This is a genomic window from Pirellulales bacterium, assembly GCA_036267355.1.
Lineage (GTDB): Bacteria > Planctomycetota > Planctomycetia > Pirellulales > DATAWG01 > DATAWG01.
On record DATAWG010000037.1, the window covers coordinates 16144 to 37948 of the forward strand.

General features: G+C 62.5%; 8 protein-coding genes. 4 read left to right on the forward strand and 4 right to left on the reverse strand.

The genetic code is table 11. The features are described 5' to 3' along the window. Window positions 1-510: 510 nt before the first annotated feature. The 4 genes from VHX65_06440 to VHX65_06455 all read left to right on the forward strand — a co-directional run bounded on the left by VHX65_06440 (window position 511) and on the right by VHX65_06455 (window position 15888). The gene (locus tag VHX65_06440) at window positions 511-8226 is read left to right on the forward strand and encodes a hypothetical protein (protein ID HEX3998169.1); all 7716 of its coding nucleotides are present in this window, start codon (window positions 511-513) and stop codon (window positions 8224-8226) included. Window positions 8227-8432: 206 nt separating this feature from the next. Continuing rightward, window positions 8433-13691, forward strand: coding sequence for a protein kinase (locus tag VHX65_06445; GenBank protein HEX3998170.1), 5259 nt, complete (start codon window positions 8433-8435; stop codon window positions 13689-13691). Window positions 13692-13827: 136 nt separating this feature from the next. Then, window positions 13828-14625, forward strand: a complete 798-nt coding sequence (trpC, locus tag VHX65_06450; protein ID HEX3998171.1) for an indole-3-glycerol phosphate synthase TrpC — start codon at window positions 13828-13830, stop codon at window positions 14623-14625. A gap of 72 nt (window positions 14626-14697) precedes the next feature. Next, entirely contained in the window at window positions 14698-15888 is a 1191-nt protein-coding gene (locus VHX65_06455) for a hypothetical protein (protein ID HEX3998172.1), read from the forward strand. Between the two features lie 112 nt (window positions 15889-16000). Here the strand turns inward: VHX65_06455 and aroE are convergent, their stop codons facing one another. The 4 genes from aroE to VHX65_06475 all read right to left on the reverse strand — a co-directional run bounded on the left by aroE (window position 16001) and on the right by VHX65_06475 (window position 21150). Further along, window positions 16001-17488, reverse strand: coding sequence for a shikimate dehydrogenase (aroE, locus tag VHX65_06460; protein ID HEX3998173.1), 1488 nt, complete (start codon window positions 17486-17488; stop codon window positions 16001-16003). Window positions 17489-17625: 137 nt separating this feature from the next. Beyond that, window positions 17626-18387: a PHB depolymerase family esterase gene (locus tag VHX65_06465; GenBank protein ID HEX3998174.1), complete on the reverse strand. Its 762-nt coding sequence runs from the start codon at window positions 18385-18387 to the stop codon at window positions 17626-17628. Between the two features lie 627 nt (window positions 18388-19014). After that, window positions 19015-20085 carry a DUF1559 domain-containing protein gene (locus VHX65_06470; protein ID HEX3998175.1) on the reverse strand — a complete coding sequence of 357 codons (1071 nt, stop codon included), beginning with the start codon at window positions 20083-20085 and terminating at the stop codon, window positions 19015-19017. Between the two features lie 45 nt (window positions 20086-20130). After that, window positions 20131-21150, reverse strand: coding sequence for a DUF1559 domain-containing protein (locus tag VHX65_06475; protein HEX3998176.1), 1020 nt, complete (start codon window positions 21148-21150; stop codon window positions 20131-20133). Between the last annotated feature and the right edge of the window lie 655 nt (window positions 21151-21805).

A 21805-nucleotide genomic window follows, 5' to 3' on the forward strand; every position in this document is an offset into this window, starting at 1 on the left:
TGCGGGCGCGCGATTTTGGGAGGTGTCCAAGAGGTTTGGTCGCGAGTGGCAGAGATTGCCGAGAATTCTTCGTGTGACGAAGTTAGCGAGCGAATGGGCCGATGAAAGGATACGAAACGATGGTGAGCGCTCGTGCGCCGGCCACGTGCTGTCACGCGAGAACTGCGCATCTGGACGCGATCGCCGGTTTTGCGACGGCTCGGATTCGCCGGCAATTTGACGCAGCAACGGCTTCAACTACCAGCGGCCGGGGATGATCCTCGATCCGTTCCGGCGGCGATTTGGCAGGACGATTTGACACGTTCGGAACCACGGCGAGATAATAGGGTCTACGGATTGTTTTGAGCTCTGATTTCCCGCTCAACTTGCCCAGCCGAAGCTGGTTTTGCCGCCGGCCGAGGGCCACGGGAGATGTTGGGCTTTCGAATGGCCTGACTGCAACAGCCGCGGTCGGGCATCGAGGCCAGCAAATCGCAACCAAGACGCGCAGCCGAGTGGAGTAGCCGAGCGATGCAATTACCAACATGGATGCGAAGCAGCCCGAAAAGCCGCCGCCACGCCATTTCAAAGGCCGAACGGCGGCGGCGCGATGAATTGCTGATTCCGCTAGAGGTGGGACGGCTGGAAGAACGCCGCGTGTTGAGCGCATCGCCCGCCTTTACCGGCACTCCAAAAAACCTGACGGGCATTACCCAAGATGGCACCAACACCGGCACGACGGTTTCCACGCTAATCAGCGGAAAGACCAGCAATGCCAGCGGCATCGCAATCACGTCGATGAGCAGCGGCACCGGCGCGGGCGGGACATGGCAATACGACAATTCCGGCATTTGGACGGCGATTCCGGCCCCCGGCTCGCAGGCCTTTGCCCTGTTGGATGCCGACTCGATCCGCTTCGATCCGAATCCGGGTTTCAGCGGCAACTCGGCCTCGATTACTTATTTGGCGTGGGATGGGAGCGGAAGCGACCAGACATTGCTCACGATCAATTCCAGCAACTTCAGCAGCGCCGGCAGCCCCTCGACCGAGACGTCGACGATCGACGTCTCCCCGCCTGCAGGTCCGCAACTGGCGAATGACGGCAACGGCGGAAGCCAACCGATCTTGGACGATCAGGCCACGAAGCCGTTCGACAACACGGCAACCGAAATCAGCGTCAACGAGACCGATCTCTCCGACACGCTCACCGTCACGGTTACGCAGAATATTGCCGCCAACGGCACGCTCTCCGGCGGCAATTTCTCGCCCCAGGGCGGCGGCGAATATCTAATCTCCGGCGTCACCGCGGCACAGGCCACGTTGGACCTCGACGCCCTGACCTTCACGCCCAACCGCGGTACCGCCGGCACGACGGTCAATACGAGCTTCTCACTTTCGGTCACCGATCTCTATGCGCAATCGGCGGGACCGGTTTCGGCGGTGGTCGCGACGACCGGCAATGTCACGCCCGTGCTGAAGGGAACGAGCGATTTCGCGCCGATTCCCGAGAATTCAACCAGCTCCTCCGTCACGGGTACGGCAGTTTCCTCGCTGTTGTTCAACGAAACCACCGACGCCAACGATAGCGCGCTGGGCATCGCCATCACGAACGTCGACAACACGAATGGCCAATGGGAATGGTCCAGCGACAACATCACATGGAATGACCTTTCCAGCAGCCTTAGCGGCTCGTCGGCCTTTTTGCTGGCCAACAGCGATTATCTCCGCTTCGTTCCCACGGCCCGCGCCAATTTTGCCGGCACGGCGGCGATCAGCTTTGTCGCGTGGGATGGAACCAGCGGAACGCTGCACACGACCGACGACACGGGGCAAGCTCCCGGCTCCGGCGCATTCAGTTCCGCCAGCGACCCTGCAACCGCCTCGATTTCGGTCGTCCCGACGCTATCGATCAGTGGCGCCGCCACAACCGATGTCGCGGCCGGTCAAGATCCGCAGCCGTTCAACGAAGTGACGATCGGCGATACGGCCAGCGCCTCGAGCGACGACACGATCACGGTCACGATCACGCAGCAGTTCGGCAATGGCGTCAACAGCGGCCAGACCGATCAGCACAGTCTGAATGGCTCGCTATCGCTCAGCGGTGCCAATAGTGCGGATCTTGTGAACAATCACAATGGCACCTACACGCTCTCCGGCTCGCTGTCGGATGTGCTCGCCGATTTGCAGCAGGTCACGTTCACGCCCGCCTCGCCGACGGTCGGAACTTCGATCACCACAAAATTCGGATTGGGTGTGACTGACACGCTCGGGGCAACCGGTGTGTTGAACGACAGCACGACGGTGATGGTCACCAATCCGCCGACGATAGACGGAGTGAATGGCTTTGCCGCGATTCAAACAGGCGGCATGCCGTCCGCCACGACCGTTTCAACCCTGATTTTGGGACAAACCGATCCCGCCGGGATCGGCATCGGCATCTCGGCGGTCGACGATTCCAATGGCAGTTGGAAGTACTTCAACACGACGACGAACGCATGGACGGCAATACCGACCGAGACCAGCGGGCATGTGTTTTTGCTCTCGGGAAGCGACCAACTTGAATTCGTGGCCAACTCGGGATTCGCCGGCACGTCGTCGATTACCCTTGTGGCTTGGGACGAGAATGTCGGCAGCGATCAGGCTAGTTATACGCTGGCAACATCCCCGAACGATTTTAGCACGACCAGCGAGCAGCCTCAGCTTTCGGTCGTGCCCGTGCTTTCGATCGGCGGCACCGCATCAACGACGGTCGCCGCCGGATCGACGCCATCGCCGTTCAGCAATGTGTCGATCGGCGACAACACGACGAACACCGATCCGGTAACGCTGACGATCACGCTCAGCAACAGCGCGAACGGCACCCTCGCTGGGAACGACTTGTCCGGCGGCGCGGGTGGGGTCTACACGCTTACCGGCCCGGCCGCTCAGGTGCAAACCGATCTGCGCGGGCTCGCGTTTACGCCGGCAACCGGCTCGGCGGGTACTTCAACCTCGACGACCTTCGATCTGTCGCTCGGCGACACGCTCGGCGCCACCACGGTGACGGACGACAGCACGGTCGTCGTCGTCGACACGCCGCCCACGCTCACAAGCGCAAATTCTTTCACCTCGATCCCGGCCGACACGACCAGCGCCGCGATGCAAGTGTCGAGCTTGATCAATGCCAATTCCAGCAGCGACGGGGTGGCCGTCATCGGGGTCGACGACAGCAACGGAGTTTGGCAATACTCCACGAACGGAACCAGCGGCTGGACGGCCATTTCGCCATCGCCGGCGCCAAGCAACACCCCGGTCAGTTCCACGAATGCCTTTTTGCTCGGCCCATCCGACTATATCCGATTCGAGTCGACGAGCGGCGCTTCCACCACGGCGACGATCACGTTGCTGGCATGGGCGCCATCAAACGGCGGCACGGCGCTTTCTTACGTGAATCCGGCGACGCTTCCCGGAGCCTTCAGCGGCAACAGCGCGCAGTCGTCGATCGTGGTCAATCCCGTGCTTTCGATCCTCGGCACGACGACGATCGATAGCACGTACGGCCAAACACCGGCACCGGCCGCTTTTACCGGCGTTACACTCTCCGATAGCGATTCGAGCGAGTCGCTGACCGTCACGATTACGCAGTTGAACTCGGGCGGCATCGACACGGGTTTTGCCGATGGTTCGCTTTCGCTTTCCGGCACTCACACGACAGCGACCTTCACTCCGAATAGCGGGGCGGGAACGTACGCGCTCACCGACACATCGCTGGCCAAGCTGCAGGCGGACCTGTTGGCATTGGTGTTCTCGCCGACGGCCGGTACGCCCGGAGCGTCGGTCACGACTTCATTCCAGCTCGCGCTCAGCGATGGTTCCGGCTCCGGGAACACGTTTACGACCTCGGCCACGCCCACCGACACCAACCAGATCATGGTTGTCAAATCGCCGCCGTTGCTGAACGGCTCGAATCCGCTTAATCCGGAATCTCCGACCTCGCTCGCGGGAACCGAAGTTTCGGCGTTGATCTACGATCCGACCCAAGTGACCGATTCGAGTGATTCGACGTTGGGAATCGCCATCATCGCCGCTACCGACAATACCGGCCTTACGGGCATCGGAGCGTTGGGCCAATGGGAATATTCGACCGCCGCCGATCCCACCGATTGGATCGCCCTCCCCGTCTCCTCCACGAGCGATGCCAGCAACGCATTTTTGCTTGCCGACACGGATAACCTACGATTCGTGCCGGTGCTCGGATTCGTCGGCACTCCGAGCATTACGTTCCTCGCTTGGGATGGATCGGCCAACACCGCTCTCAGCGTCGACAAGTCCTACAACGCGACCACGACCACATCGTTGGGTGCCTTCAGCACCGTCGCCACCGCCGCTACGTCCACGGTCACGGTGCGTCCCGTGCTTTCGATCACCGGCACCGGCGCCACCTCCATCAACGACGACCAGCAGACGACGCCTTTCGACAACGGAACGACAATTCAGACGGTCATCGGCGACACCAACAACTCCGAGAACATCACCGTTCTCATCACGCAATTGAACCCGGGCGGCATCGACACCTCGCTTGCCGACGGGGTGCTAAGCCTTCCCGGTCCCGATAGCGCCGACTTGGTTGAAAATACCGGCGCCGGCCCCATGGGCGCGGGAACCTACACGCTCACCGGCAATGCCGCCACCGTCACCGGCGAGTTACAAGCTCTGGTGTTCACGCCGAACCCCGGTACGGTAGGCCAAGCGGTCGTCACGACGTTTGGCCTCATGGTCACCGACGGGCCTCCCGGCCGGGGGACTGGCACCCCCGTTAGCGATTCGAACACGCAGGTCACGACACTTTCGATTGCGTCTCCAACGCTGACCGGCGCGAACAACCTAGAGCCGGTGCCTTTGAACGCAAATCCGCTGATTAACAGCGAAGATCCGGGAATCGAGGTCGCCAATCTGCCTGCCGCCGGCAGCTCCGCAGGCATCGGCGTCGCCGTCTCCGCGGTCGACGATACGCTCGGCACCTGGGAGTTTTCAACCGACGGCACCGCGGCAAGCCCCACTTGGCAGGCTATCTCGGGCGTCAGTTCTACTTCGGTGTTGCTGTTGGCTCCGACGGATTACATCCGATTCGTTCCGGCGACGGGCGATCTCGGATCCTCGACGATCACCTTGCAAGCGTGGAACCAATTCGCCGGCACGGTCGATACCGACAACACCGTATCGCCGCTTCTGGCGCGCGGTTTGAGCCCCACTCCCGCATCGACCGCGACGGTCGAAATCGTTCCGGTGCTCTCGATCGGCGCCACCCATGTCTCCACCAGCCTCGACGATCAAACGAGCAATCCTTTCAGCGCGGTCACGATCGGCGATACCGACGTCGCGGGCAACGCCTACAACGAGGCCCTGACAATTACCATCACGCCCACCGCGGGCCAAGCAAACGGCGTCCTCACCAGGACGGATTCCCTCGCCGGCGTTTCCCTTGCCAGCTTCGACAGCACGACCGGAACCTACACGCTCACCGCCGACAATGCGGTGGATGCCCAGACCGCACTGCGAGCTCTTTTATTCACGCCGACGCTTCATGAAACGACCGCCGGCGCGACGGTCCAAACACAGTTCACCCTGTTGCTCGCCGACTCTTTTGGCTCGGCCAACAACGTGACCGACTCCGCCTCGGTGCTCACGGTTACCGCCGACGCAACGCCGGTGCTCAACGGCGCGAACCCCTTGAGCCCGATTCCTGAAGGCGCATCGAGCGCCAGCAACCCCGGCACGCAGGTGTCGAACCTGATCAGCGGTCAGGCCACTGATTCCGATAACGATGTGCTGGGAATTGCGATTACGAACGTCGACAACAGCAACGGCCAATGGTCGTATTCCACCGGCTCCGGCTGGATACCGATCTACGATGCAGGCGCCGTTCCCGCCACCGCCAGCTCGCCGTATGTCGTCGTCAGCGCGACTTCGGCGCTGCTGCTGGCTCCGAGCGATTCCGTGCAGTTTGCGCCGAATCCGGGTTTCTACGATTCCGCAACCGCGGTGCTTCCGACCGTCCAATTCCAAGCGTGGGACCGGACCGTCGGTTCGGCCGGCACGACATTCGATCCGACGGCGTTGCCTTTCGCCGGGGCATTCAGTTCCGCGGCCTCCCCGGCGAGCGCATCGATTCAAGTCGTGGCTCCGGCGACAATCTACGCCGCTACGCCTCCCGTGCAGACGACCGATGCAGCCGATGTGAATGTGTTCCAGTCGGCATTTGGGCCCGCCGGTTCGCCCGCGCCTGGAATCAGCGATGCGAACACGCCGGCCCAGACGTACATCGTGACCGTTGAAATCGACACGGCGGCCAACGGAACGTTCGAGGCGTCGAGCCTGACGGCAGGCGGCTGGATTTCTGAAGGCCCGAGCACCTACCAATTCGCCGGCACGGCCGCCGCCGCGAATACGGCTTTGGACGCGCTGGTGTTCGTGCCGACGCAGCATCAGGTGGCGGGGGGCGATTCCGTCACCACCGATTTCACGATTACCGTCAATGACGGCGTGAATCCAGCCAATTCCACCGTCATCTCGCCGAGTTCGACCAGCACCCCAATCTCGGTGACGGCCACGGCCGTGATCGACCCGCCGACGTTTACCACTCAGCCGTCGACCGTGGCGAGTCTGCCGGTGTTGGCCCCGAACGGCACGAGAGTGGCCGGAACTGCCGCCCCCGCCACCGACATGGATGTCGATCCGAATATCCAGTATTCGATCACCGCAGGAAACTCGGGCGGTGCTTTCTCGATCGGGACCAACGGCCAAATTATCGTCGCCAACGACGCGGCGCTTTCGTATTCTTCCGCAGGCACGGTGCTGACGATCTCGGCCGAAAATATCGGCGCCAATCTAATCGCGTCGGCGCCGGTCTTCACGACACGGACGATTTACCTGTGGGAAGTGACGGCGTCGGCCACGCCGATTTCGGCCGATTCCTCGACGACGCTCACCTTGACGCTGCTGTATCCAACGGCGCCGCCGCCATCGTCTCCGTCGTCGCCGCCGCCGCCGGCGTTGAGTGTCGGGACGCTGGCTGTCGCATGGGGCGACGGCACTACGACGAGCACTACGGCGCTTACCTCGGCCACTCCAACCGTCTCGCTCGTCCATTTTTACGCCACGAATCCCGACAAAGACGATCCCGCGGCCGCCATCCCGATCGCGATCACCGGCACCGACGTCTCGGCGCAAACGTCGGCCGCGGTGGCCGGCACCGGTGTCGGCATCGCCGTCATTCCCGATACGACTTCCGATATCGTGGAAGCCGTCGTTCCGCCGGTGCTGGAAGTTACGCCGATGGTGCAGGCGCTCGACACGCCGGTTTCGGAACAAATAGATATTGGAGTTGCCCCGGGCCAAGCCACCACGGGCGGCGAGCGGCAAGTCCTGTTGAGGATCGTTTCGCCGTTGGGGAACGAGGAGGCCGGCCCGATCGTCGTGCCCGATCCCGACAAAACGCTGAATGATTTGCCGGGCTTGTTCAAAAACTTGCCCGACGGACGTTATCGCGTGTATCTCCAGCAGAGTGGCCGCTCGCGGCTGATGATCGACGTCATGGTGCGGCAAGGCCAGCCGGTGGATGCTGCGGAAGATTCGGGCGGTGCGGGAGATCGTCCCCCCACGAGTCAAAGCGAAACCGATCAGGCCAAGGGTCTAGCCGATAGCAATCCACCCGCTTCGAATGGCAATTCGACTGCACAACAAAACGCGGCGGCTGGCGATAACCGGCAAGCGAACGGGAATGGCAGGAGTGCCATCGCATCCCGTGCGGGCCAACCGTCGTCGGCCCCTGGCGAAGCGGTTCCGAATCCTGCGATTCCGAGCCAAGGGAATCCGGGGCTGCAAGTCTCGCCGCCCTTGAATTCGCCTGGCCCCGTTGCCGGCCACGGCAAACCGACCGCCGCGATGTTTCCGTTCGGGCTCCCGAATGCCGGTTTCGGTGGCGGCCGGACGGACGCTGGATCACTCCCTGCTACATTCGATCGCGGCAATCCGAATGTGGCGAGTGCGGGGAACGGAGCAAGCGGCGCCGCGAAGCAGCAAGCCTCCGACGTGCCTGCGACATCGCTGGCGGCCGCGGTTGGCATTGCCGCCGCGAGCACGCTGGCATCGGATTCCACTCGGACCGACTCGCTCATGGCGCGGTTGAGCAAGCGATCGCTTTCCAAGGGGGCTCGGTTGTCGCGCCGGCTGCGTCGTTCGACCAAGATCGATAGCGGCGTCGAATAATTTCGAGGCAACCGCCGAACCGCGTGGCCTTTTCCATCCCCAACCAATTTCCTACGGCGACCACTCCCATGTCGAACTGTCCTTTCTGCAACGCCGATCTTTCGGAATCGCCGCTGCGGGGCGGTCGCTGCCCATCGTGTGGCAACATGCTGGCGTGGCAAGACGCTGCGCAGAGAGAACCGGCTGGCGCACCGGTTTCGACGCCCATGAACTACGGCGCGCCGCCGCAGTCCGGCGCCGCGCCTGAATATGGCTCGCCGCCGCTTGGCTTCGGTGCGCCGCAAGTTCAGTTCGCGCCGCCGGAACAGGCCCCGCCGCCGGCACAAGATCCGTTGGCCGCCTTGAAGGCGACGATGGCCCGCATCGTCAACCGCGGCGCACTGGAAGCGGCCGCCGGAGCTCAACCGACGGGTCCGACGCTGTTGCCCCCCGGCGCCGGCACGGGCGATGGTGCTCCGGCTTGTCCGCCGCTGGTCGCGCCAAGCGGTGTTGTCGAGGGCGAAACGTCGCCAAGCAGCGTGCCTGCGGCCCCAACTCCCGCTTCGCATCCGACTCCGCCCACGCAGCCGAGCCCCTCGTCGCACCCGACGCCCATGATGCCGCGGTCCTACCCCACTCCGCGCGGCAACGTCGATCTGACAGTCGAACTAAACCCGGCCACGGCCGACCCAAGCCGAGTGACACCGCTCGACATCCGGCCAGTCGACCCTCACGCTGACGGCGGTCGTGGTCGCTCCGAAGATGCGGCGGGCCGGGCCGGGCCGAGCGGCCCGACAATCGACATTCCGGCGGCCAAGGTCAAGCAGCCAAGCACATTCAACGAGCGCCGTGTGGCTCAAACAATGGCCGCGGGGGGCGGCGGCGCCGAAGACACCGAACAGGTGGCAAAGCTGTGGCGCGGCACCTTCGATCCCAGCACGACGCCGCGAACCAGCCTCAAAGGCTCCGGCGGACCGACTGCCCGCGATTCGAAGCTGGTCATCAAGCATCGCGCGCTGCGCGATGTGCGCGAGCCGGCCCGCGCGGGGGCCGACTATGAGCTTCTCTCCGTGATCGGCGAAGGCGGGATGGGAGTTGTCTATGCTGCCCGGCAGGCCGCGATCGACCGCACCGTCGCCATCAAGATGCTCAAGGCCGACATCGCCCGAGACAACGATCAGCGCGAGAAGTTCCTTTCTGAAGCAGTCGTCACCGGCGATCTCGATCACCCGAATATCGTTCCGATTTACGATCTCGGAAGCAATGAGACCGGCGCGCTGTTCTATTCGATGAAGCGCGTGCAGGGCACGCCCTGGATGGCGGTGATCGATCGCAAGTCGAATCCGGAGAACATCGACATCTTGATGAAAGTGGCCGACGCGGTCGCGTTCGCCCATTCGCGGGGAGTGATCCACCGCGATCTGAAGCCGGAAAACGTCATGCTCGGCGATTTCGGCGAAGTGTTGGTGATGGACTGGGGATTGGCCCTCTCGATGGAAAGCTTCCGCAAGTCGGGAAGCATCACGCAAACGAGCAGCATGGGCGGCACCCCGGCCTACATGGCCCCCGAAATGGCCACTGGCCCGATCGACCGCGTCGGTCCGGCAAGCGACGTTTACCTGCTGGGTGCGATTCTTTACGAAATCATCGCGAAGAAGCCGCCGCATACCGGCAAGAACGTGATGAATTGCCTGTACGCCGCCGCGCGCAACGAAATCCAGCCGACCACGCAATCGGGCGAACTGTTGGAAATCGCCATGCGGGCCATGTCGACCGCCGTCGAAGCTCGCTACGCGAGCGTGCAGGAATTCCAATCCGCGATCCGCCAATATCAATCGCATTCCGAAAGCATCGTGCTTTCGACGCGGGCCCAAAACGATCTCGACGCCGCGGAAATATCGGGCGATTATCAGACGTACTCCCGGGCTTTATTCGCGTTTCAAGAGGCGGCCGCGCTGTGGGATGGCAACGTCAAGGCCCGCAGCGGCGTTTCCGCCGCGAAGCTGGCCTATGCGCGCCGGGCTGCGAAGAAAGAAGACTTCGATTTGGCCGCGTCGCTCGTCGATGCCAGCGATCCGGCGCATGTCGAGCTGCACAAGCAAATCGTTTCCGCTCAGCGCGAACGCGACACGCGCCAGCAGCGGCTCAAGAACATTCGCCGGATCGCCGTGGCGTTGGGTGTGGCGATCGTTTGCGGCGCCAGCATGGCCACGATTCAAATCAATTCGCAGAAGAATCGCGCGCTCAACGCGGAGATCGCGGCGAAGATCGAGCGCGACAACGCGCTCGATGCGCAAAACCGCGCCACGAAAGCCAAACTCGCCGCCGATGAATCGGCCAAGCAGGCGCAACATTCCGCGGCCGCGGCGCTCGCGGCGGAAGGTCAGGCCCGGGCCGCCGAAGGCCTGGAGCGAGTTGCCAAGCAGCAGGCCACCGCCGACGCCGATAGCGCGAAAAAAGCCAAAAAAGCCGAGGAATATCAGGCCTATGTCGCCCGCATCGGATTGGCGGCGGCACAGATCGATGGCAATGCCTTCGACACCGCCGAGCAGTTGCTGAACGATTGCCCGCAGGCGATGCGAGATTGGGAATGGGGCCGGCTGCGGTTTCTCTCGACGCAAAGCGTTCAGGACTATCCAGGCCAGGTGCCGGTCGACTCCGTCGCCTTCGATCACGAGGGCAAGCGATTCGTCTCGGGCAGTTGGGACGGCGAGGTGCGGGTTTGGGATGTCGCCAGCGGAAAAGTGCTGCGATCGATTCCCTACGGCGGGCTCTACGTTCATGCCGTCGCGTTCTCGCCCGACGATTCATTGATTGCCGCCGGTGGCAACGACAAGAACGGCTTTGTCAAGCTGTGGGACGCCAAGACGGGAACGCTTCTGCGAACCCTCGTCGGCCATACCGACGATGTGCTGAGCGTCGCTTTCTCGCACGACGGCAAGCGGCTGCTCACGGCGTCGTATGACAAAACAGCCCGCCTCTGGGACGTGGCGACCGGTAAAGAATTGCAGCGCTATCTGGGGCACAACTGGTGGGTTTGGTCGGCCGCGTTTTCCCCGGATGAATCGCAAATCGTCACCACGAGCCAAGACGGCACGGCCATCGTTTGGGCGACGGAAACCGGCAAGGCCGGTCCGCCGTTCACAGGACATTCCGGCCCGGTCTACACGGCCGCCTTCTCGCCCGACGGCCATTCGGTCGTGTCGGGCGGATACGACGATCGCGTATTGATTTGGGAGCCGGACAAGGTGCGTCCGTTCGATTATCAGTTGGCCGTTTCCGGCAACAAGAATCCGCCGCCCCCCTATCGGGCACTCGAAGGGCATTCGGGGCCTGTGCATACGGTCAGTTTCTCGGCCAACGGCAAATTGATCGTCAGCGGCAGCAACGACAACTCGCTCAAACTCTGGGATTTCGCCAGCGGCAAGCTCATCAAAACGCTCCGCGGCCACGGCGGCTGGGTTGATAGCGCCGCGTTTTCGCCCGATGGCCATTGGGTCCTCTCCGCCAGCCACGACAGCAGCCCGAAAAACATCAAGCTGTGGAGCATCAAGGGCTACGAGGAAGTGCGCGTGCTGCAAGGCCGGGTGTTAGCCGGCCACACCGATGCCGTGCTCTCGGCCGCCTGTTCGCGCCGCGACGGCAAACGAATCGTCACCGCCAGCCGCGACCGCACCGCGAAGATGTGGGATTTCGCCACGGGCCAATTGCTGCAAGACTTCGAAGAAGGACACGAATATCTCGCTTCGACTGCCCAATTCTTTCCCGACGGCAAGCGGCTGCTCACCGCCGCGGCCGACAACACGACGTGCGTTTGGAGTCTCGCGACGGGCACGGAAGAGTTCCGCCTCAACCATACCGGCCGCGCTTCCGTTGCCGTGCTCTCGCACGACGGCAAGCTGCTGCTCACCGGCAGCGATGAAAAGACGCTTCCGGCCGCGCTCGGTGAAAAAGCGGCCGAAGCCAACCAGCAAGACAATGCCCATTTTTGGATCGCCCAGCTTTGGGATGCAGCAACGGGACAACGGATCCGCGCCACCAAGCCGCTTTCGGCGGAGATCTCCGCGGTCGCCTTCTCGCCCAACGACCAGCAGTTTTTCGTCGGCGATGCGCATGGCCACTGCACGCTGTGGACATCGGAAACTGCCGCCGAAATCCGTTCGCTCGACACGCACGCCGGCAAAATCACAGCGGCCGAATTCACCGCCGACGGCCACCGCATCCTCACCGCCAGCGCCGATCGCACCGTCGGCCAGTGGAATCTCGCCACGGGCGAAGAACCGCTGCCGCTGATCCTGCGGCATCCGGGCCCGGTCGCTGCGGTGGCCATCGTTCCACATAGTTCGCAAGCGCTTTCGCTCGGCGACGATGGCTTGGTGCGGCTATGGGATGTCGATCGGGCGAAAATGCTCGGCGTGATCGGCGGCGGCGAAGGCACCAGCCAGATTGGGGTTTCCGCCGACGGGCGACTCGCGCTGTGGGTCGATTACAAGGAGCGAACGCTCCATCTTTGGAGCTTTGCCGATCATCGCGAACTGGGTCCGCCAGGAGCGAAAGATTCGAAAGAGCCGTTTCTCCAGTTGAAAGATGGCCTGATCTGGTCGGCCGCCTTCTCGCCCGATGCTCAATATCTGATCACGGTCGGCGGCAACGGCGCTCGCTTGTGGGATATCGCAACCGGCCGCCAGCGAATGACATTCACGCCGAATGGGGCCGTCGCCTCGGCAAGATTTTCTCCCGACGGCACCCGAATCGTCACCGGAAGCTGGGACAACTCGGCAAAGATTTGGAACGTCAAAACCGGCCATGCCGAGCTAAAACTCGTGGGCCACCGCGGATACGTCAACAGCGCCGAATTCTCCCCCGACGATAAAGGTAAATGGGTCCTCACCGCTAGCGACGATGGCACCGCGCGGATTTGGGACGCGCAGACGGGCAAGTGCCTCCGCGAATTCAAAGGCCATCAGGCCAATGTCACTTCCGCGACATTTTCACCAGACGGCAAGTACGTGCTGACCGCCTCCGGCGACAAAACGGCCCGCCTTTGGGATGCTCAGACGGCGAAGCAATTGCACATCTACAAGGGACATACGTGGGGACTGCTCTCGGCGGCATTTTCCCGCGACGGCCATCGCATCATCACCGGCAGCGCCGACACGACGGCCCGAATCTGGGATGTCGAAACCGAACAGACGCTGGCAACCCTTGCCGGGCATACTGCCGCCGTGACCTCGGTCGCCTTCTCCCCGGACGGTCGCCGCGCCATCACCGGCAGCCAAGACGACACCGCCAAAATCTGGGATGCCGTCGGCGGCACGCGGGGCGACGCGGAAGCGTCGCGGCAGCGACGCGGCAAGGAAATGCTGACCCTCAAGGGGCACACCCAGGAAGTCACCTCGGTGACGTTTTCCGACGACGGCTCCTACGTCCTCACCGGCAGCCGCGACGGCACCGCGATCATTTGGCTCGCCGCCCCCTGGAAATAACCCCAACCCTCCGCCCCGCCCCCAAGCCCAGGGAAGGCCTCCACCGTCCCTCCCACTTGCCACCCGCTTCCCCTGCCTTCCCTGGGCTTGCGCCACCAAACCCACCTCCACTCAAAAACCCCACTCTCCCCGCCCCATGCTCGACAGGATCGTCGCCTCGAAACGTCGCGAAGTCATCGCCGCGAAAGCTGCCGCGCCGGAAGCCGGCGTGCGCGACGCTGCCGCCCAGGCGCCGCCGCCGCGCGACTTTTTCGCCGCGCTGGCTCAAGGCGGGCCGATCCGCTTGATCGCCGAAATCAAGCGTGCCAGCCCTTCCGCCGGCGCGATCCGCACGGATTGCGATCCACTCGAAATCGCCGCGATCTACCAGCGCCATGGCGCGCATTGCCTGAGCGTGTTGACCGATGGCCCGTTCTTTCAAGGAAGCTTGACCGATTTGCAGCAAGTGCGCGCGGCGGTTCGGCTGCCGGTGCTGCGCAAGGATTTCATTCTCGATCCGTACCAAGTGTTCGAAGCCCGGGCGGCCGGGGCCGATGCCGTCTTGCTGATCGCCGAATGCCTCGACGACTGCGGTTTGCGATCGTTGCACGATGAAATCGTCGCGCTCGGGATGACGCCACTCGTGGAGATCTACGAGCCGGAGAATTTACAGCGTGTGTTCGACGCCGGGGCAACCTTGATCGGCGTCAACAACCGCGATCTGCGGACGTTCAAAACCGATTTGGACCATACGCTACGGCTCCGCGACCGCATTCCCGACCAATGTGTCCTCGTCGCCGAGAGCGGCATTCGCGGCCGTGCCGACGTGCTTCGCTTGGAAGCCGCGGGCGTCGATGCAATACTTGTAGGAGAGGCACTGATGGCCAGCCCGGATATCGGCGCCGCCGTCGATGCATTATTGGGCCACGAAACGGCTCCGAGCCCGCAGCGCTAGCAAGCAAGCGATCGTAGGCCGGCTCGACGAAACCCTTGCGCGCAGCGGGCTCCGGGAGACTCGCATTTCACCATGACCCGTCGCCTCGCCAATCATCGCGCGACTTTCCCGATCGGGTTGATTATCTGCGGCGCAATCGGCTTGCTGCTCTGCACGGCGGCGGTCGCTGGCGCTTGCCCGTTTTGCAATGCCGTCAAGCCGACGCTGGCGCAGCAGCGCGATGCGTCGGCAATCGTCGTGCTGGCGGAGGCGGTCGATAAACCCAGCGGCGCCCCGGGCTCCAGCGACACTCGCCGTCAGACGTTTCGCGTTCATTCACTTCTCAAAGGCGGGAAGCGGCTGGGCAAGATCGAATCGTTGCGGATCGTGCCGGACGCCCCGGTCAAAGAAGGCTCATTGAGCTTGCTGCTCGGCTCCGGCGCCGACGACACATCGCTCGATCAGTTCCAATGGACCGCGATCCCGCTGGATGAAACGGCATACGCCTATGTCTTCCGTGAGCCGGCACTGCTCCTGCCGAGCGGCGAACGTCTCAAATATTTCGCCCGCTATCTCGAAAACCGCAATCCATTGGTGGCGGGCGATTCGCTCGAGGAATTCGCCCACGCGTCGTTCGACGACACGGTGCAAGCGGCCCGCACGCTGTCGATGGCCGATTTGCGGCGTTGGCTCGTCGATCCGCAGGTGCCGCCGGAACGAAAGGGCTTTTACGGTTTGGCGCTTGGACTGGCGCCCGAGCCGGCCGACCGCCGCGTCAACGAGGAACTTCTGCATCGGCAAATCGTCGCCCCGGCCAGCGACTTTCGCGCCGGCTTCGACGGCGTGCTCGGCGGCTATATGCTGCTGACCGGACGCAAAGGGCTCGACCTGCTCGACAACCGCTACTTCGCCAATCCCAAGGCCGCGATCGGCGACGTGCAGCATGCGATGCGGGCATTGCGGTTCTACCATCAATTCGGGCACGGCATCGATTCGAATCTCGAGGCCGAGGCGCTGTCGCATGCTTTGGCGCGGCCTGAATTCGCGGCTGATGCGACGATGGATCTTGCGCGGTGGCAGTATTGGCCGGTGGAGCCACGCGTGGCGGCGATCTACACCGAACGAGGCTATGGCGATGCGGTGACTCATCGCGCGATCGTCGGCTATCTCAAAGCGTGCCCGAAGCCCGAAGCCGCCGCGGCGCTTGCGCATTTGCGCTCGGTCGATCCGCAGGGCATCGCCGAAGCGGAGAAATGGCTGGAAATTTTCAACGGCGCGAAATAGCTGTTTCCAGCCATTCCAGCGGCCCCAAGCCCAGGGAACGCCGCCAAATCATTCTCCAATTGGTACAATCTTCGTCGGCCTTCCCTGGGCTTGGAGATCGTGCGGGGAACCATTACACCTTTGCGGCGCCGATGGCGCGTTTGAGAACATCGCGCATCAGATCCCAAGGGCTCTCCTTGCCGGTGAACAGCGTGAATTGCAAGCTCGCCTGGCGGATGAACATCTCCACGCCGGTGATCACCGTGCAGCTCTGGCTTCGCGCCTCTTTCACCAACAGCGTGTTCTCCGGATTGTAGACTGTGTCGAACACGACCATCGCCGGGCGGAGATGGTGCTTTTCGAACGGCGATTCATCCATGTTCGGATGCATCCCCACGGGAGTGCAATTGATCAACACGTCGGGCGAGACGGTGTGCCGGGCGGTCCACTCGACCGAGCGGCATTGCATCTCGCCGGCAAGTTGTTCGGCGCGGCTGGTGGTTCGGCCGGCGACAACCACATTCGCTCCCCGCCGCTTCAAGCCGTAGACGATCGCCCGGCCGGCTCCGCCGGCTCCGAGCACCAGCACGGTTTTGCCGTCGATCGGTCCGCGGTCGTATTCCGGCGGCTGCATGGCTCGGTCGAGGCTATCGAGTGCCGCGCGATAATCGGTGTTGTAGCCGATCATCTGGTCGCCGTCGAAAACAATCGTGTTCACCGCGCCGATGCCCTTCACGGCCGGGTCGAACTTGGCCAACTTCCGGAGCGCCGATTCCTTGTGCGGAATGGTGACGCTCAATCCGCGAATGCCCCAGGCGCCGGCTTGCGCCAAGAATTGATCGAGCGATTCGGCTGGCACGCGGAACGGCAGATAAACCGCATTCACGCCCGCATGCCGAAACGCCGCGTTGTGGACCTGCGGGCTCAGGCTATGGCCGATCGGGTCGGCGATCACGCCATACACGGCCGTCGCGGCGTCGATCTGATCGTAGTGATACACCTCCGACATTTGTTGAAAGCTGAGCTGGCCGGGAGCGAGCACGCGCTCGTGGTGAAATGTGGCGTAGCTCCAAGGCGAGCCGAACCGCCCGCACAAAATTCGCGACGGAGTGCCGATATCGCCCATACAGAAGCCGACGGTCGGCTGCTTGCTCTGGCCGACGAGTTGCAGCATGCGCAGATTGTCGCTGGGATGGTTGGCCATCGTGGCCAGTTTGACCACGTCGGCGTTGAGGGCCGATAGTTGGGCGTGGATTTCGGCCAGATCGTCGGGTGTCTTGCGAAAGTTGTGGTAGCTGATAAGCCGCTTTGTCTTGCCGAACCGGGGGATGCTGCCGGCGACGTCGCCCTCGAGATCGATGTATTCGACTCCTTCGGCGATCGCCGTGCGCAAGAGCATGAGGCGCTCGGCCTCCGTTCCGGTCCATTTTCCGCCATCCGCTTCGCGGCGGCAGGCGATAATCACGGGGCCGGGCCGATCGGCCAGCAATCGCTTGAGATTCACCTCGCCGTTGATCCAATCCAAGCGCAGCTCGACAAGCTTCGCGCCGCCGTCGGCCAGGTGCCGATGTTCGGCAATCATGTGCCGATGCCGTCCGCGGCCGATACTAGCACAAATCATTGGTGGTCCATCAAGGGTGTGGTCAACGGCGGCCTTAGGTTCGGCCGAAAAATCGCTTCTCCGCAGCACTCTCTCCCCTTGCGGGAAAGGGCAGGATGAGGCGATGCGAAAAATGAAAGTTGTTTTTCGGCCGATCCTTACTTCTTGAGCGGATGATCGGCGAAGAACTGCCAGATCGTTTCGTTGACGTTGTATTTCGTGCCCCACATGTGGCCGACGCCGGCCAGCTCGACATACTTCACTTCGTGCCCTTCTTTCTGGTATTTGTCGCGATTGTCGCGGGCCATTTGCACGGGAAAGATTTTGTCCTTTTCGCCGTGGATGATCAGCACCGGGAATTTTCGCTCGGCGTTGATTCCCGGCAACGTTTGTTGCCCCAGCGGGCCGGAATGCGAGGCGACGGCCGCGACCACCTTCGAGCGTTCTTTCCCCACGACGTGGGCGAAATATCCGCCGTTCGACATTCCCAGCACGTAAATTCGATCGGGATCGATCTTGTAGTCGGCAGAAATCTTCGCCACGAGTGCGTCGAAAAATGCCAGATCGGCCCGCACCTTTTCCGGCTTCAGCCCCCAACTGCGATCGATGGCGTTGGGATAGGCGATGATGAACGCGTGTTGGTCGGCCGTCTCGTTCAGCTTCGTGTAGTGCGGCATGAGGTCCTTGCTGTCGATCAGCATCGCATGAAACGCGATCACCAGCGGAGCCGGCTTTGAGAGATCGACCGATTGCGGCACGACCAGACGGTAAATCCGCGTGACGCGGCCGACCTCGAGCGTCTCGGTGGCGAATTCCCCATGCCGCGGCTCAGCCGCCCACACCGCGCCGGACCAGAGGGCGAAACAAACGCCAATCGCGGTCCGTAGGCGGGCCGGAAAAACTCGACGAATTCGCGGCATCACGACATCTCCGAACGTCAATTCCAACGGCCCTGCCGTAGTATACCGCGGAAACCACGAAAAAGAGAAACCATGAAATACGGGATTTCACGAAATCGGAAAGGCGGAAGGAAACCAAGTCGCGTCATGGTTCCCTCTGGAAGGACTTCGAGCAAGCCTGGCTTCCGATTCACGTTGCCGGCGTCAATATCGCCCGGCGCGGGAAAGCGCAGATCGTGTTTGGCGTCCCCGATAGCGCGCCAAACGAACATGACAATGCCGAGGGCTCGTCGAACGACCGGAACGGACCGTGCCCAAGCTTAATGCTGGCTCTTTGCGCGCCCATCCTCGCTTACGCTTCGGGTTTGTGTGCTTCGCAACATTAGCCCGAAGCGTTAGCGAGGAAGGACCCGCCGTTTGATGGTCAACCGCCGTTTGTTCGTCGAGCGGCGTTTGTTCGTCGAGCGGCGTTTCGGACGGCTCTTCGGAACGGACAGTGCCGAAGCTCAATGCTGGCCCTTCGCGCGCCCATCCTCGCTTACGCTTCGGGTTTGTGTGCACGCTTCGCAACACTAGCCCGAAGCGTTAGCGAGGAAGGACCCGCCGTTTGATCGTCAACCGCCGTTGGATCGACAAGCGGCGTTTTGTTTATGGCAGTTTCGATTGATCGATCGGGAGCCCGTCGGAACGGTTCGACAACCGGCGATGGGTTTCCGGATCGATCGAGAAGTTGACGTCGCGGACCGAGCCGTCGCAATTCACGAAGTGAATCACCGTCGGATGGTTGCTGCCCCAGATGTTTGCCGTAGCGGCGGCCGACACTTGCGCGGTGCCGGCGATCTCGGGCTGTGGAGGTGTTCCGGTCGGTGGGGTGGTCGGTGGATTGCCGCCGCTGCCGCCGTAGCGGAAATTGTTGGTGTCGAAGCCGGTCATCGCGGTTTCATTGTCGCCGGGATCCGCGCCGGTCACGAAATTGTTCGGATCGAGATATTTTTCGCCGATCAGATACGTATTGCTTGGCCCGTCGGTGATGTGCGCCATCCGGATCTGGCTATGAAGGAAGGAAACGCCGCTCATCTGCTGCGTATTCGGCCAGGCGTAGGGAGAGGTTGAACTGGTGGCTGCGGAAATCGACGACGGGCCAGCAAACGGTTCGCCCGGGAAAGGGAAATCGCCGGCATTGATCGCGTAGTCGCATTTCATCACGCCGTTGCCGGAGAGCGAAGTCGTGTTGTTGGGAGATGTGCTGGCCGTGTAGGGATACAAGTTCGGCCGCCGCCCGCTGGGGCAATTGAGCCCGGGGACGACGATCGTCACTTGCTGGGCCAACACGCTTTGCCTGGCCGATACCGACTGTCCCTGGCCGATACTCCAGACCGTCTGTTGCTCCATGAAGGGCAGGATGCTGTAAACCCAGCCGCCGGGCTGCTTGGCTCCGAAGCCCTGATTGGGATCGCCGACCCAGCCCGATCCCCAGCCGCCGGATGGAAAATAGCCTTTGGCCTGCTCGTGGCGGAGCGCCGCGAGGCCAAGCTGCTTGCAATTGTTCTGGCATTGGGCCGAATGTGCGGCTTCGCGAGCTTGGTTCACAGCCGGCAGCAACAGGCCGACCAAGATGCCGATGATCGTGATCACCACGAGCAACTCGACGAGCGTAAAGCCGCGGCGCGACGGCCGCGAGGCCACGGATGGTGCTTGGCGATGGACGATGGCTTGCATAACTCCGTTCCTTGACCGAATCTGCGGCCGAATTTGCGAACCGGCTCACTGAACTTTCGTGGGATCGATGGCCACTTTGGTGCTGCGATTGGCGAGATTGCCGTGCGTGACCGAATCGATCGAATAACTGATATTGTGGACCGAGCCGTCGCAAAACGCCATATGGATGCCCGAGGGATGGGCACTGCCCCAGATGAAATCATTGTCGTAGCCGGGGGTGTCGGGCATGGGTGTGTCGCCATACGAAGTGTCGGCGGTGCGGAAGACGTCGTTGTCGAATCCGACCGTGGCCCATTCGTTGTCGGCGCCTTCCGAGCCGTTGGTGTAATCGTCCGGGTCGAGATATTTGTCGCCGAGAAGATAGGTATTGGTGGCGCCTTTCGTGGCAAGATGGCCCATCGTAATCTGGCTGCGCTGAAACGAAATGCCGGTCAGCGTGCTCGTCGAGCTCCAGGAGAAACCATTGTCGCCGTTCGATAAACCGCTCGGGCCGCCATAGAACTGATCGACGGCCGTATCGCCGGCGTTGATCGCATAATCGGTCTTGCACACGGACGATTCATACGCCACGTTGATCGCCTGATAGCCGGTGGGAACAAGTTGCACGGTCCGGCGGCTGGGGCAGTAGTAGACGGCGAGCGGCGTGGTGAGTTGGCCGGCCATGGCGGCCTGCTTCGCCGATGTTTGCGTATCGGAAGCGATTCCCGTTCCAAGGCTCCAGAGATTTTTCTGATCGAGAAACGGCAGGCAGCTATATAGCCAACCGCCGGGCTGCTTCAGTCCGTAGCCGCGGTCCGGGTCGCCGGCCCAGCTCCATCCCCAACCGCCCGAGGGAAAGAACCCCGCAACATCGACGTGCTCGAGTGCGGCAAGGCCGAGTTGCTTGACGTTGTTGGCGCACTGCGCGGCGCGGGCCGATTCGCGGGCCGATTGCACCGCCGGCAAGAGCAGCGACATCAGGATGCCGATGATCGTGATCACGACGAGCAACTCGACGAGCGTAAACGCCCGGCGCGTAGGGCGAACTCGGCGAGCCTGGAAATGACCAGCATGAAAGGCGTTCATTGGTCGATCTTTCATCGTTTGCCGCTTGGAATTCCGCGATGCCCAGCCATACGCTCAACGAACGATTGCCGGAAAGCCCCTCACTCCGAGAAACAGGCAGCCCGCGCAATCGAGTGGCGTGCCGCGTCGCTGAATGGCCGAACGGTTGGCTGAGAAAAGTCCCCGCGATCGATTCATCCGCCCTGGAATTCGCTGTGGCCTCCACGAACGAGGCGATGGTTCCACAGCAGCCTAAATCCTAAATGTTTGTGCCGTTTCTTGCAAACAAAAACCGAGGGCCGACGGCGAATTGGCGAATTGCCGAATTGCTGGATCGGCGAAGAGTCGTACGCGGAGCCATGGAGACGCGGAGAGCGAAAAGGCAACCGAAATCGAGGCCGGGCGATGATCGATCGACGAGCGGCGCGCCGTCAAGAACGCAGCATGGGTCAAAAACCTGGTCGATCGGTTCGCGGTCGGCGAGAGCCACGCCGATCCGAAGCTGTCGCCGCCTGTGTTCGCCTCTTGGACGATGCTCTGCAACGAACTGATGAAACATGGAGGAGGTGCTGGAAAAGCAAGGGAAAGGTCGCCTCGCGGCCGGCCTGAAAGGCCGATTCTGCCAGCCCAGGCCGGAGCCGCGCAAGCGGCGGAGGCCTGGGTCAACGGCCCCCAC

Coding starts and splice junctions, on each gene's coding strand:
- VHX65_06470 (HEX3998175.1), bottom strand. CDS start 20,085: ATGCAAGCCATCGTCCATCGCCAAGCACCATCCGTGGCCTCGCGGCCG.
- VHX65_06440 (HEX3998169.1), top strand. CDS start 511: ATGCAATTACCAACATGGATGCGAAGCAGCCCGAAAAGCCGCCGCCAC.
- trpC (HEX3998171.1), top strand. CDS start 13,828: ATGCTCGACAGGATCGTCGCCTCGAAACGTCGCGAAGTCATCGCCGCG.
- VHX65_06445 (HEX3998170.1), top strand. CDS start 8,433: ATGAACTACGGCGCGCCGCCGCAGTCCGGCGCCGCGCCTGAATATGGC.
- aroE (HEX3998173.1), bottom strand. CDS start 17,488: ATGATTTGTGCTAGTATCGGCCGCGGACGGCATCGGCACATGATTGCC.
- VHX65_06475 (HEX3998176.1), bottom strand. CDS start 21,150: ATGAACGCCTTTCATGCTGGTCATTTCCAGGCTCGCCGAGTTCGCCCT.
- VHX65_06465 (HEX3998174.1), bottom strand. CDS start 18,387: ATGCCGCGAATTCGTCGAGTTTTTCCGGCCCGCCTACGGACCGCGATT.
- VHX65_06455 (HEX3998172.1), top strand. CDS start 14,698: ATGACCCGTCGCCTCGCCAATCATCGCGCGACTTTCCCGATCGGGTTG.